We start from the raw sequence: 13,072 nt of genomic DNA, 5'->3' as shown, positions 1-13,072 counted from the left end.
AAATAACAAGAAAAGCTATAACCATATTATTATCATACAATAACAGATGAAAATAGCTATGGGAAATTATCCCGATACTTCAATTTATTGAAATATGCCAATTGAATGGGATGTGCCGACTCAAGATAATTCTTACTTACCCCGTCATAAAAACATCATATCGCGTTGATTTTCCCATCAACTGATGCGATGGCTTTTTAATACCCGGCAGAGGGTCTGCCTTAGCTGGCCATTTAAGAACCACGCGTTTTTCTGCGACATCTAAAGCCGCTTTCACAAGTTCTTCGGCATCGGGATCAGCACCGACAAATTGGCGAAGTACACGCATCTCTTTTTTGACAAGCGCCTTGGTTTTTCGGGGGGGATGCATGGGATCAACCACAACAACGTCCGCAGACAAATCTGCTAGAAGTTCTTTCGCATCACCAAAAAGCAAGGTCATTCTGGCAGCAATATCCGCAACCTGCCCACCTGCAAAGTGCGCACGCTCCAGTCCTTCCGCTAACATTGCATGCACATCCACAGAGCGTTCAATCAATGTCACCTCTGCCCCCAGAGAGGCCAAAAGGAAAGCATCACGACCAAATCCGGCCGTTGCATCAATGACAGAGGGTGTTCTGCCCTTGGTAAAACCTGCTGCTTTGGGTAATGCCTGACCTCTGCCACCACCAAATTTCAGACGATGGCCAACCGCACCTCCGGTAAAATCACAGACCAAGCGATCTTCAAAAAAACCATCGCCTTCTGTTTCGGGTCCTGTGTCTTTTGCACGGCGTTTCATCAAAGCCCTTTGGGAACGTATGGGATAGAGAACAGATCAAGATACCTCTCTAACCCATCACACAAAAAGGGTAAAGCCATAACAGAAGATCGCACGAGCCCCGAAACCTATATCCTGAAACCTTCATATAGCAACACACTGGATAGCTGTATTAAAAGTTATTCGGCCCCACCCATCATCCTGTTGTGTAAAGAAAAACCTATTGTATCGCGCCCTTGGCAATTTTCTCAAAAATACCATCAAGTTCTTTTGCCATGACATCCAAATCAGCAGAGTTATAAGGCGCAAAAACCGCTGTTGGCTTTCGGTAAGTTAAAACAGATGTTCCGTCGTTGCTTTCTGTCAGGTAGAACCGGATCGGTGCCTCAATACCAGCGGGAATAGATGCACTCAGCATACGCCGGGCAAAATCATTTCGGTAAACACCAACAACCAAGTTCCCGGGAATAGTGATTCCCGCATTGGCTGCCCCACCAGAAGCACTGGCACGAGTTACCAGTCCCATCTTATTATCTTTAATAGATGTCTTTAAATCATCAGCAAGTTCACTGAAGGATTTCTCGCTCTTTACGACTACCATTCCATCATAAGGGTACCCCTGATCAGCTTGAGCTAGAGACACAACACTCCCGAACAGGACCATTGTCAAAAGAGGCAATGATTTTAAAATATATCCGATTAAACCGTAACGGCGTCTGATCAACTGACTTCTCCTACCCCAAAAACTGTTTTTAAAACTAACCCTGATAACGACATTGAATGTTTCAGGTAAGGTTCGACATCTGTCACCACAAGACATGGTTTCCAAATAATTATCTATTCGCAAGATAATGACTTATTCGATAGCAGCATAAACTTTTTCACAAAACAACAGTCCTCACCTCTTTGTGATCATGTATCCCTTAACCTCGCTGACTTATCGAATTTCGATCCGGGATCGGCAGTTTTTCTATACTGTCAGATGAAGCTCTTGTTGCAGAATCATTGCATGTCCTGTGTAAGTTCTGCATAAACATCCGTGTCATTAACAGGACATCCACCAAAGCCTTCCATTCGAAGCAACACAAGATCAGTGAATAAGGGAACCATAGAGACCATGAGCATCAATTTGAAAGATCACATCCGGGAAGTTCCTGATTATCCCAAACCCGGTATTCTTTTCTATGATATCTCTACCCTTTTGGCCCATGCAGAAGCTTGGCACGAAACCATCGAACAACTGGCCCTTGTGATTGAAAAGGAAAAGCCTGATGTTCTTGCAGGCATTGAATCTCGTGGCTTCCTGCTTGCTGCCCCACTGGCAATGCGTCTGGGCATGGGCTTTATGATGATCCGCAAGAAAGGTAAATTGCCGGGCAAAACCATTCCTTTCACCTATGATCTGGAATACGGCACAGACACCATTGAAATACAGGAAGACGCCATCAAACCTGGTCAGCGCGTTGTTATGCTTGATGATCTACTGGCAACTGGCGGTACTATGGAAGCTGCTGTCGCCCTTATGCAACAAGCTGGTGCTGATGTACGCAGAATTGCCTGTATTATCGAGCTGAACTTCCTCAAAGGCCGGGAAAAGCTTGGTGGGATACCTGTGACGTCCCTCATTCAATACGACGACTAAACAAGCGTGAAGAGATTATACTCTTCAGACCGTCTGATCCCTTTAAACTATTTTAGACTATTTCCCGGGGCCGATGTGGTAGCGGGCGGGGGGGGGGAGTTCAAAGATTATTCTGTCCCCTCGCAAACAATAACTCCCTAGAGAACCACACGCTCAACAAAAAGACATCCTTTTATTTTTCATTCACGAACGTCTGGTACGTGCTTCAAGCTTCACAAATCAGATTTTTGTTCGATCAAAAGGGTGAAAGGCTTTGTTGTTCATCTTCAGTGGAACAAAAACCTTCAGCGAAAGCCAAAAGTTCCAAATCTGATCCATGCGCCCCCATCAACGAGAGCCCAAGCGGACAACCATCAACTGTTGCTAATGGCATCGTAATCTGTGGATTGCCAGCTAAACCAGATGCAGAGGTCAGCGACAAAATATTGGATCTGTGTATATTCAACACATCCGGATCTTCCTTAATTCGCGGCGCGATACCGGGCGAAGATGGCAGACAGACAACGGTCTTGGCGGGGATAAGAGCTTTCATACGCGCCTTGAAAAGTGATCTTTTCTCAAGCGCATCACTTACCTGTTCATCGGTGATTGTTTTGCGCCAATCCATCCGCTGTTGAATGCCCGGTCCCATCTTGGGCTTTACACGGTCAAACCATTCCCCATGGGTGTCCATGACTTCACGACCCTGAGTAATCTGGAAAAGAGTTGCCAACCCCTGTAATCCTTTTGATAGATACTCATCGAAACCGATTGCGTGAAAATTATCAGGGTTGAGGGAAACATATTCTGCTTTTCCCAAGCGCTGTTCAAGCCGTTCCAAATGCGGTTTGAGTGCAGCACGTGACTTTTCATCCAGCATGTCAAAGGCATCAACAGCAACCAAAAGCTTATCCGACATTGCATTCTGATCAGCCTTCGCTTCCATCAAGACTTCGCCCACCAAATTAAGCAACCAAGCATCACGGGCGAACCAACCGACGGTATCAAAGCTATCGGCCAAAGGAAGAACACCCTCTTTGCTTATTCGATCATGTGTCGGGCGTAAGCCAAACAAACCACAATAGCTGCCCGGTATACGAATAGAGCCCCCCGTATCTGATCCCAGCGCGAAATCAACCAATCCCCCTGCCACCGCAGAGGCTGAACCACTTGATGATCCACCAGGAATACGACCGGGAGCTTCGGGATTTGCGGGCGTACCATAATGATAGTTCTGTCCATCGAGACTACTGGCAAATTCATCTGTGATCGTCTTGCCAATAACCATTGCCCCGGCATCCAGCAGCTTTTGCACCACGACAGCATGCTTTTTCGAAGGACGTCGGCGGCTTTGCCAATCTGGGTTACCATAGCCGGTCACATATCCTTCGAGGTCATAGATATCCTTGACCGCAAAACCAAATCCTTTCAAGGGTCCCTTCTCGGCCCCCTCAAAGGTCATATTGCCACCGGGAACAAAAGCACCAAGGCTATCAAACATTCCAACCGTTCCTTATTTACTCATCTCTGCCTAAATGAGTTACCTTTGAAAAGGCTAGACTGCAAGCTCGCTTTAAAAACACGAGGCCATACAATATTTGTACGACCTCGGTTTGCAAGTCTTCGATCAAAATATTTAATCAATACTATTGCGACTATTATTCAAAATGAATAACCGTTCGGATACTTTCGCCCCTGTGCATCAAATCAAAAGCTTCGTTGATATCATTGACACCCATGGTATGGGTTATGAAGTCATTTAACTTGAACTCACCTTGCAGATATCGTTCTACATAATCCGGTAATTCAGAGCGTCCTTTAACGCCGCCAAACGCTGAGCCACGCCAAACGCGGCCAGTCACAAGCTGGAAAGGTCGTGTTGATATTTCCTGTCCAGCACCAGCAACACCGATGACGACAGATTCTCCCCATCCTTTATGACAGCATTCCAGCGCAGAACGCATAACGTTAACATTACCAATGCACTCAAATGAATAATCAACACCGCCATCTGTAAGCTCGATAATAACATCCTGAATTGGCTTATCGTAATCTTTAGGATTGATAAAATCTGTCGCTCCTAATTTACGAGCTAGATCAAACTTACTTTCATTAATATCAATTACGATAATTCTGCTGGCTCCCGCCATTGTTGCCCCAATGACTGCGGAAAGACCTATTCCCCCCACCCCGAAAATCGCGACGGTAGCGTCCTTTTCAACCTTTGCCGTGTTCATAACCGCGCCCATACCAGTTGTTACACCACAACCAAGCAAACAGATCTCTTCCAAAGGAGCTTCAGGATTTACCTTTGCCAACGAAATTTCAGGCAACACTGTATATTCAGAAAATGTCGAACATCCCATGTAATGGAAGAGGGGTTTACCGTCTTTATAAAAACGTGTCGTCCCGTCAGGCATAAGTCCTTTTCCTTGGGTCTCTCGAATTTTCTGACACAGGTTTGTTTTTCCTGATTTACAAAATTTGCACTCTCCGCATTCCGGTGTGTAGAGCGGGATTACATGATCTCCTAGAGCAAGCCCAGTTACACCCTCGCCAACGGATTCAACAATTCCTCCCCCTTCATGCCCCAAGACAACAGGAAAAATACCTTCGGGATCATCGCCCGATAACGTAAAGGCATCTGTATGACAGACCCCAGTGGCAACAATACGTATACGCACTTCACCTTCTTGTGGCGGATGAACATCAATTTCTTCGATAGATAAGGGTTGTTTTGGTCCCCAGGCAACAGCAGCTCTGGATTTAAGTATTTCAGCCATATGTGAGTTTCTCCACTAGAATAAAGCTTCCGGCATTTAGTTCCCGGTTGTTAGTTAGGGCTTTAAACTATTTCTCATTTGGTGTAATTAGCGTTTTTTGTAAATTACTATTACCATATTGCAACAATATAAATATACTAAGCACAATAAAACCAAAGGAGAGAAGATTGCATAACTGGGAAGGTGTTACTGAATTTGTCGCCGTCGCAGAACGCAATAGCTTTACAAAAGCGTCAAGACATTTGGGGATATCAACAGCTCAAGTTAGTCGTCAAATTAATGCGTTGGAAGACAGGTTAGGCATTAAATTATTTTACCGTACAACCAGAAAAGTTAGCATTACTGAAACGGGCCAAATTTATTATAATCACTGCAGGCAAGTACTCGACAGTCTGGAAGAAGCTGAGCGAATCATAACTGACCTCAACCAATCACTACAAGGAAGGCTAAACCTGACAGCCCCTGTGACTTACGGGGAAAGTGTGATTGCCCCCCTCGTAAATGATTTTTCGGCGCAGTACCCTGAACTCCAGATCAGTTTATCATTAACAAATCAAAGGCTTGACCTTGTCGCAGAAAGCTACGACTTGGCAATTCGTTTGGGACAGCTTGAAGACAGTACCATGATAGCAAAGCTACTTTCTTCAAGAACAAATTATGTCTGTGCATCACCAGAATACCTAAAAAAACATAGCAAACCACAAGACCTAACAGAGTTGGATCAACACAACTGCCTGAGAGGAACTCTGGACACGTGGCGTTTTAAAGAGAACGGCAAAACCCGACAAATCCGCGTAAAGGGAAATTTACAGTGCAACAGTGGCTGGTCACTTGTGGATGCAGCACTTAAAGGGATCGGGCTTATCCAGCTGCCTGATTATTATCTCCGATCATTTATTGAAACTGGCGAACTGATACCCGTGCTAGAATGTTTTCGAGCCTCTGACGAGGGTATATGGGCTGTCTATCCACATAATAGACAGCTCTCGTCTAAAATACGTTTGCTCATAGAGCATCTAAAAGAAGGCTTAACAAAAAGAGGTTGTGCGAAATAAGTCAGAATTTATATCTGTTTGGAATCTTCGGTCTCTTCCCGTTCCGGTGTTTCATCCAGATCTTCCCAGTCGCCTTTTTGTTTGCGGCGGATAATGATATCGCCGTTTTCGGTAATCACAGGCATTTCGTATTGCGGGATGGAATCAATGACAAGACTGAGAGATTTCATCATCAGCTCAAGGCTTTCCCGGGCTAATTCGCCGGGGTTTTCTTCTTCCTGTGCCCAGCTTTGTTGGGGCAAAGCAGCTGAAAGCACAAGACCACCCGTGATGGCCCCACCTGCAACAACCAAAGACAGAGAAAGCTTTTTAAGTTTTACCTTAAAATCAGTGTTCGACTTTTGAATATTCTTTGCCACAAGATCATCCTTTGTATGCTGCGTCATCTTTGATAAAGGCCCAGATAAATAATCTGCGGTTCACTTTCGAAAAACCACATCCTGAAAGTTTTACAACGAAATCCTATCCGCAGAACTCAACAGGCCTCTAATTCACCTATATAAACATATAATTCTGGCGAAAGTCTGACAGTATTGGGATTTTTACGTATCCCCAACAAACGACCTACCGCTTAATCTAGGACGTCTGTCAACTCGGCATCCAGCCGTTTTATATCATCATCCATTTTGACCATGATATCTGTTCGGGCATCTTCTGCCGCTAAAGCCATATTTTTAAGCGCATTTTTTGCCAAAGCATTTGACTGCCGTTGCTGAAAAAGAACTGTTTTGTGCTTCTCGACAGCGCTATAAAAACGCCGAATAGAAGTCAAAGTTTCCGGATTAAGCTCAAACGTCGTCGATGAATTACGCATCGTCAGCCAGATAACATCGTCCAGCTTATAACTTTCGCGCGGGGCAAATCGGCTATCATGCCACAGCATGGGGCCATCTTTATAAGAACTGGCCCAGCCTTCAACCTTGCTAATATTATCAGAAACTTCTGCACGAAGTGATATTTCCAGATTTCGCGCGTCCGACAGCCTTTGATATCGATCAAAATTGACCGCGATTTCAAACCCAGCGAAGCTCGCCAGATACACACCCAACATCGTGGACAAAAGAATAACAATCTGTGTAAACCAAAATTCTAGATTAGGCTTACCGCCAATACTCAAAACCCGAAATGGTTTTGCAATCGCACGAGCCGAGATAAAACGCATCACTTCACAACCTGATTACAGTACTTAATATAAAGATGAATGCTCATGAAAAAGTGCGCATTAAGGAAATAAAAAAAATCGCCATAAAAAAGGGTGCCAAAGGCACCCTTTCACATCACATAACGAAAATAGTCTTAAGCTGGCTTACCACCGGCTTCATTTGACTTGGCAGTTTCGCCTTCTTTCGCTTTGTCAGTTCCATTGCTGGAATTATTGTTGTTGCTGTTATTGTTACTGCTGCTATTACGGCTGCTTTTGGTAATGTAAGCGCGCGCGCAGTGTTCAGCACAATAAGGTTTACCAGGAATCGCAGGAGCACCACAGAAATGGAAATCCGCATCCCCAGGATCACCATGAGGCCAAAGACACTTAGGGCCTTTGCGTTTTTCCATGGCACCACTAAACAGCTTGCGATCAGCTGCATCCATGCTGGCTTTACGACGGGCTTTAGCAGGCAGCGAAGCCGCTTTAATCTCTGCAGCAGTTGGCTGCTTGGCAGCAGGTGCCGCAGGCCTTGGGGCCGCAACACGGGCAGCTGGAGCAATTGGCGCCTTTGGCTTAGGCGGAACAGGTGCAGCTACGGGCTTTGCAGCCGCAGGGGCCGCAGGTTTGGCAGCCGGCTTTGGTGCAGCAGGTGCAGCTGGCTTCGCAGCTTTAGGGGCCGCTTTTTTAGCCGGAGCATCTTTTTTGGTGCCGTCGCTTTTTACGCTTCGTTTGATAGGGGAAGGTCTCGCAGCCAGTTTCATCCGGTGCGCCTTGCCAACCACAGCGTTTTTGGAAACGCCCAGCATTTTTCCTATTTGTGAAGCACTATGGCCTTCTGCCCATAGTTTTTTCAGAAGCTCGATACGCTCTTCTGTCCAGTTCATCTAGACTGCCTTAAAGTGTAAATTAAAATAAATATGAAGCGAAAACCTAGGACACTTATCAGCATACACAGTTATCGCGAATGACGGGCTACCTTATAGATTTAGACAACCTGAGTCGAGTCTCTGATTTGAAATATCTTTCGATAAATCGCCAATAACACCAAAAATCAGGTAAACTCTCTCAAACTTCCCACATTTCTTGGTGCTGTTATGTCTTGCCGCTTCAAACGGTGTGAGGAGCTAAACATTTAAGCAGATCTTGTCAATAGAAAGAGTTAGCTGTTCCTATGATAACAACACCTAAAATTCTGCTGATTTAAGCATAAAAAAAGCCATTTTCACCCAAGAAACCAAGGCCAGTTTTCGGTATAAATTATTCGTTAGAGATCGACGCAGCTTCAAAGGGGCTATCTGTTTCCTCGGCCTGAAGCGAAGGTTCATTGGAAACTTTGTCTTCAAGGCTGTCTAACAGAAGCTTGCGAACCAGTCCGGTCTGTTTTTGCCCGCTGTCTTTTTGAAACTTTTTAACGGCCTCTGATGTTTTAGGGCCTGTCTTTCCATCCGCGCTGCCCTCTAGATACCCAAGAGCGATCAAAAGTTGCTGCGCTTCTTTGATCTGTTCTTCAGGTAATTCAAGGGTAGAGAAATAGCGTGCAATCGTGACATGTCCGGCTTGTTCGGCCATATATTCTGCCGTTTCACCAACAGTATCTTCTTGTTCGATATGGGCCCCAGATTTAACCATCAACTCAACCAATGGCTTGTTTCCAGCAACAGATGCCGCCATCAAGGCCGTCATCCCCAACCGATCCGCGACATTGATCTCGGCCCCCGCCTTTATCAAAGCCGTTGCTGTCACCCGATGGTTGTTAAGAGAGGCAAGCATCAAAGCCGTCCAGCCATCCTTGTCTTTTTTGTTAAGGTCAAACCCGACCTCAATCATTTCCTTGATCGTTTTGACAGCCCCCTTTTCGGCTGCCTTAAACCACCGAAGTGCCTTTTTTTCCAAAACGGTCAGTTCCGTTTTTTCAGGGCCGATTTTAACGTCAATCGGCTCCCAACTCGCCACAAGCTTTTGTGCCAGCGTCAATTCTTCTTTGGAAAAACCTTCAACAAGGTCCTGTTGCTCTTCGGCTGCAACTTTGATTTGTTGCTGAGCGGCTAGGGTAAAATAAAGTGAGGCCACAACCTTGTCTTTATTGGTTCCCTTTCCATCACGGTACAGACGGGCCAGTTCCAGCTGAGATTTTGCTTCGCCTCGGTCTGCACTGGTGTGCCAATAGCGAAAAGCCGTTGAATAATCTTCAGCATCATAGGCTTTTTTACCTTCTGCAAAGTCAGCAAAAGCAGCTTTTGGATTTATCCCCCCCAGGACAATCACAAAAACAATTATAAAAGCAATCGTACCGACAAACGGCAATAGGCCGAAAATAGGCTTTCGCATCAACAACACCGTGATATATTCCGCAAACAACAGGCCAGTAACAAAGATGTCACCGGGATCCCCCAACTCAGGTCGCACTCTATATCCCAAAAAGAATGGCCCTCGGGATAACTAGGCCTATATATAGTACAGCAGTACATAGAAAGTACATAACCAAACACTTCTATTTTTTTTACACAGGAATTGAGTTCAAAGCAACCATGCGAACAAACATATGGATCATCAGCGGCTTAGCCCTTATCACGGTCGTTTCACTGTCATTATTTTTTTTATTTCCCTCCTTATTTCTTTGGGAAAAAGCTGCCCCTGATCAGCGTCAATTTATCCGCGCTGCTGTAGGAAATTACGGGTCCCTAAAAGACAAGGGAATTGGCCAAGTCGAAATCCTTTCCAACACAGAAGTACGTTTTCTCATTACCGGTGCCTCAGATGACAATGCTCTCTCGCAAGAAGTACTGGATGGAAATCTGAAAAGCTTTTGTACTCTCTTGCTTCAAGAAGCGACTAAAAGCCCTGGTAGGATGTCACCAGACACAGAATTCACCCTTAGTTACCATCATCGCCAAATTGCTGCCATAAGCGGTGTCTATAGCTGTAAAAATGCACAAAGCTGATACCCACAGACCAAAAGTGTCTTCGCCCATTGGCGTCTTTGATTCTGGGTCCGGAGGCTTAACCGTTTTACAAGCCCTCCAGACCGCTCTGCCTCAACAAGATTTTCTCTATTTCGGGGACCATCTGCGTGCTCCTTACGGCGAGAAAGTGGGGCCTGAAGTTTATGAAATGACCCGGCAAGCCGTACAGTTCCTCTTTGATCAAGGCTGTAATCTTGTCATTCTGGCCTGCAATACAGCGTCGGCCATTGCCTTACGCAAACTACAACAAGAATGGCTACCCTTGTATGCACCAGAGAAACGTATTCTCGGTGTTCTTGTTCCCATGGTCGAAACCATTACGGATCGACCCTGGATAAAATGGGAACAGCACCCACAACAATATCTAAAGGGAACCGTCGGCATCTTTGCAACCGAAGCCACGGTTAAAAGTAAAACCTATCTTGTCGAAATTGGTAAACGAGCACCGCAACTTGATGTCATTCAACTGGCGTGTCCGGCACTGGTTCCTGCGTTAGAGGCTAAAAAAGATACGGTAACAACAGATGCTTTGGTCGAAGGTTACGTTGGCCAGCTTGTAGAAGAAAACAATAAAGTTCCCAACTGGATCATGCTGGGTTGTACCCACTACCCCCTGTTGAAAAAAGCCTTTGAAAAGGCGGCGGCAAAAATTATCGGAAACATTATGGGGCAAGGCGTCCCCATCCTCTGCCAGCCCTCTATCTGTGCCGACAGCCTGAAGGACTATCTAAAAAGACACCCTGAACTGGTACAGAAAACACCGAAACCTATGAGAAGAACAAAGTACTTCACCTCTGGCTGCCCGGATTACGTTGAAAAAACAACGGTTATTTTCAATCCCGTTCCCCCAAACGAACCAGCAAGCAAGACCACGTGGATCAAACAGGTCATTTCTGAGTACTGATCCAGAGAACAAACCTTATTCTAAGACCATCATCTTATCTTATTTGAGATAACATACAGGGCTTTTACGGGGCATAGCCCATGCGCAAATTGCCCCATTGCTGCCCCTTGACCATAATCGGCGTGCTCAGGTCTTTCATTAAGACAAACTTGCCGCCGCCCATATCCCGCAGATAACTTTGCAACAGATAATCTTTGGTATTTGCCCCGGCAGAGGCCCCTGTTCTATCCGTAAAAATACGTCGGTTTCGGCAATTCCCTGCATTCCAGATCGGGTCATCAGGTTTCTGCGAATTGTTATAGATCAGGTTATGCGTTGGCAGATAGCCATTCACATCAACCGCTGCACAAAAAGCAACCTTGTCATGAAAATCAAGCACAGGCTCTTGTGCATCGGGCAGGACACGATCAGTGAAATCCAAATACCTTGTTGTGTGTTGTTGTGGATCGCTGTTCTCAACAGGTTGATATTCTCTGTCGAATAAGTCTTCCAACGATATCTCACCCGCATCGATGGCTGCATCGAAACGCAAACCAATTACCTTTGCTGTACTGATACCCTTGGCGATAAAGGGTTGATCCATAGCGATCACACTCTCTAGGCACGTCTGGGCTAATTTTTGGGAATTCTGATCAAAAACCACCATAACACCCGATAGAAGGACCGCCTCTACGGTTCCTTTCAGGCAACCATAGGGATGAACCTCAATGTCGACGGCAGCGCCTTCCTCTACAGGGCCATTAAGCTTGCAAAGAAGCGTACCTTTATTCGTGAAATCGCGTAGGCTAACCGGCTCTCGATTTCCCTGAAAAGACAAGATACCGTCCAGATCATACGGAATACGTTGTAGCTTTTCACCATCGCCAGCGTGCGTTTCCTTAACAGCGGTTTCTAAACGCAGATTAAGCGCTTCGAGAAGATCGCGCATTTTGTTGGCATTGGTTTCCTGCGTTTGCGTTAGACTGCGCACATCGTTCACTTCTGAAACGACTGTCGCCATGGAATCTGTTACCTGCCTTGTGCTGACAGCTGCCTGTTGCGCATTTCGCCCAATTTCATTAATCGCCGCGACCTGTTCCTGTACACGGTCAGATACTTCCGAAGAAAAGTCTTCAACGGAATTAATGACAGAGGTGATATTCGCAATTACCTCGACCACCTGTCCGGTGACAGATTGAATTTCGGTAATTTGGTTAGTGATATCTTTTGTTGCTCCGGCTGTTTGTTGTGCCAGACTTTTCACTTCGCTGGCCACAACAGCAAATCCCTTACCGGCATCGCCAGCACGCGCAGCCTCAATCGTCGCATTTAGCGCAAGAAGGTTAGTTTGACCTGCAATGCCTTCGATCAGCTTGACGACATCCCCAATTTTTTCCGAGGCCTGTGCCAACACCTGAATAGTATCTGTGGCCCCTTTGGCTTCTTGCGCGGCCCCCTTGGCTCCTTCTGCCGTTTTGGCAACATGCTCGCCAACCAAGGCTATAGAGGCGTTCATTTCTTCGGTTGCTGCCGCTACGGCATCAACATTTTGCGTCGCTGTGTTGGCATCATTTTCTAATTCATTTGCTTTGTTGCTGACACTATCCAATGCGTTGCGCGTGGCCGCACTGGCATCCTGCATTGCATCGCCCGCCAACTTGGCCAGAGACATCGTGCCTTCAAATTCACCCTGTAATGCATCCCCCAGGGTCTGAAGATCACGCCGTAAAGCATAAGCCTGTCGTTCGGCTTTAATCAGGCTGTCATTTTCCTCGCCAGTATCAACAATGTCCGTAACTGCTTTCTCCATCTGTGGTAAAGTCCCCCTTTTTATGGGGTCTGTAGTCGCCCCATTATCAC

Annotated in this window: 13 protein-coding genes; 4 read left to right on the top strand and 9 right to left on the bottom strand. The window is 45.9% G+C overall.

The window, feature by feature from the left end:
* Positions 1 to 136: 136 nt before the first annotated feature.
* Positions 137 to 781: a class I SAM-dependent methyltransferase gene (locus ACN0QW_RS11375; protein WP_299375399.1), complete on the bottom strand. Its 645-nt coding sequence runs from the start codon at positions 779 to 781 to the stop codon at positions 137 to 139.
* A 199-nt stretch (positions 782 to 980) separates the two neighbouring features.
* The gene (locus ACN0QW_RS11370; protein ID WP_417431568.1) at positions 981 to 1,484 is read right to left on the bottom strand and encodes a DUF302 domain-containing protein; all 504 of its coding nucleotides are present in this window, start codon (positions 1,482 to 1,484) and stop codon (positions 981 to 983) included.
* A gap of 399 nt (positions 1,485 to 1,883) precedes the next feature.
* Here ACN0QW_RS11370 and ACN0QW_RS11365 point away from each other — a divergent pair, with 399 nt between their 5' ends.
* A complete protein-coding gene (locus tag ACN0QW_RS11365; RefSeq protein ID WP_417431808.1) occupies positions 1,884 to 2,402 on the top strand; it encodes an adenine phosphoribosyltransferase in 519 nt (172 codons plus the stop codon).
* A gap of 235 nt (positions 2,403 to 2,637) precedes the next feature.
* On the opposite strand, the gene ACN0QW_RS11360 is transcribed toward ACN0QW_RS11365, so the two are convergent.
* Both ACN0QW_RS11360 and ACN0QW_RS11355 read right to left on the bottom strand, forming a co-directional pair.
* Complete coding sequence (locus tag ACN0QW_RS11360) at positions 2,638 to 3,882, bottom strand: amidase (RefSeq protein ID WP_417431566.1); 1,245 nt, start codon at positions 3,880 to 3,882, stop codon at positions 2,638 to 2,640.
* Between the two features lie 157 nt (positions 3,883 to 4,039).
* On the bottom strand, positions 4,040 to 5,155 hold the full coding sequence (locus ACN0QW_RS11355) for an S-(hydroxymethyl)glutathione dehydrogenase/class III alcohol dehydrogenase (protein WP_417431806.1): 1,116 nt from the start codon (positions 5,153 to 5,155) through the stop codon (positions 4,040 to 4,042).
* A 176-nt stretch (positions 5,156 to 5,331) separates the two neighbouring features.
* On the opposite strand from ACN0QW_RS11355, the gene ACN0QW_RS11350 reads away from it, so the two are divergent.
* On the top strand, positions 5,332 to 6,219 hold the full coding sequence (locus ACN0QW_RS11350; protein ID WP_417431564.1) for a LysR substrate-binding domain-containing protein: 888 nt from the start codon (positions 5,332 to 5,334) through the stop codon (positions 6,217 to 6,219).
* Positions 6,220 to 6,227: 8 nt separating this feature from the next.
* Here ACN0QW_RS11350 and ACN0QW_RS11345 read toward each other — a convergent pair whose 3' ends face one another.
* The 4 genes from ACN0QW_RS11345 to ACN0QW_RS11330 all read right to left on the bottom strand — a co-directional run bounded on the left by ACN0QW_RS11345 (position 6,228) and on the right by ACN0QW_RS11330 (position 9,772).
* Positions 6,228 to 6,605, bottom strand: coding sequence for a hypothetical protein (locus ACN0QW_RS11345; RefSeq protein ID WP_299381076.1), 378 nt, complete (start codon positions 6,603 to 6,605; stop codon positions 6,228 to 6,230).
* A 185-nt stretch (positions 6,606 to 6,790) separates the two neighbouring features.
* The gene (locus tag ACN0QW_RS11340; RefSeq protein WP_417431562.1) at positions 6,791 to 7,381 is read right to left on the bottom strand and encodes a hypothetical protein; all 591 of its coding nucleotides are present in this window, start codon (positions 7,379 to 7,381) and stop codon (positions 6,791 to 6,793) included.
* A gap of 134 nt (positions 7,382 to 7,515) precedes the next feature.
* Positions 7,516 to 8,250, bottom strand: a complete 735-nt coding sequence (locus tag ACN0QW_RS11335) for a GcrA family cell cycle regulator (protein WP_417431560.1) — start codon at positions 8,248 to 8,250, stop codon at positions 7,516 to 7,518.
* A 373-nt stretch (positions 8,251 to 8,623) separates the two neighbouring features.
* Entirely contained in the window at positions 8,624 to 9,772 is a 1,149-nt protein-coding gene (locus tag ACN0QW_RS11330) for an ankyrin repeat domain-containing protein (RefSeq protein ID WP_417431558.1), read from the bottom strand.
* Between the two features lie 122 nt (positions 9,773 to 9,894).
* Between ACN0QW_RS11330 and ACN0QW_RS11325 the strand changes: the two genes are divergently transcribed.
* Both ACN0QW_RS11325 and murI read left to right on the top strand, forming a co-directional pair.
* Entirely contained in the window at positions 9,895 to 10,308 is a 414-nt protein-coding gene (locus ACN0QW_RS11325; RefSeq protein WP_417431556.1) for a hypothetical protein, read from the top strand.
* On the top strand, positions 10,295 to 11,233 hold the full coding sequence (gene murI, locus ACN0QW_RS11320) for a glutamate racemase (RefSeq protein ID WP_417431554.1): 939 nt from the start codon (positions 10,295 to 10,297) through the stop codon (positions 11,231 to 11,233). Before ACN0QW_RS11325 ends, murI begins: the two co-directional genes overlap by 14 nt.
* Before the next feature lie 64 nt (positions 11,234 to 11,297).
* On the opposite strand, the gene ACN0QW_RS11315 is transcribed toward murI, so the two are convergent.
* Positions 11,298 to 13,022: a methyl-accepting chemotaxis protein gene (locus ACN0QW_RS11315; RefSeq protein WP_417431552.1), complete on the bottom strand. Its 1,725-nt coding sequence runs from the start codon at positions 13,020 to 13,022 to the stop codon at positions 11,298 to 11,300.
* Positions 13,023 to 13,072 lie beyond the last annotated feature (50 nt).

The sequence above is a fragment of the Kiloniella sp. genome (assembly GCF_048259265.1).
Lineage (GTDB): Bacteria > Pseudomonadota > Alphaproteobacteria > Kiloniellales > Kiloniellaceae > Kiloniella.
Note: the sequence above shows the minus strand (reverse complement) of the source record. Positions and strands in the feature narration are given on the sequence as shown.

Bases quoted from the DNA above. Each gene is read 5' to 3' on its own strand.
- ACN0QW_RS11375 (WP_299375399.1), bottom strand. From the start codon at position 781: ATGAAACGCCGTGCAAAAGACACAGGACCCGAAACAGAAGGCGATGGT.
- ACN0QW_RS11360 (WP_417431566.1), bottom strand. From the start codon at position 3,882: ATGTTTGATAGCCTTGGTGCTTTTGTTCCCGGTGGCAATATGACCTTT.
- ACN0QW_RS11345 (WP_299381076.1), bottom strand. From the start codon at position 6,605: ATGACGCAGCATACAAAGGATGATCTTGTGGCAAAGAATATTCAAAAG.
- ACN0QW_RS11340 (WP_417431562.1), bottom strand. From the start codon at position 7,381: ATGCGTTTTATCTCGGCTCGTGCGATTGCAAAACCATTTCGGGTTTTG.
- ACN0QW_RS11335 (WP_417431560.1), bottom strand. From the start codon at position 8,250: ATGAACTGGACAGAAGAGCGTATCGAGCTTCTGAAAAAACTATGGGCA.
- ACN0QW_RS11325 (WP_417431556.1), top strand. From the start codon at position 9,895: ATGCGAACAAACATATGGATCATCAGCGGCTTAGCCCTTATCACGGTC.
- murI (WP_417431554.1), top strand. From the start codon at position 10,295: ATGCACAAAGCTGATACCCACAGACCAAAAGTGTCTTCGCCCATTGGC.
- ACN0QW_RS11315 (WP_417431552.1), bottom strand. From the start codon at position 13,022: ATGGAGAAAGCAGTTACGGACATTGTTGATACTGGCGAGGAAAATGAC.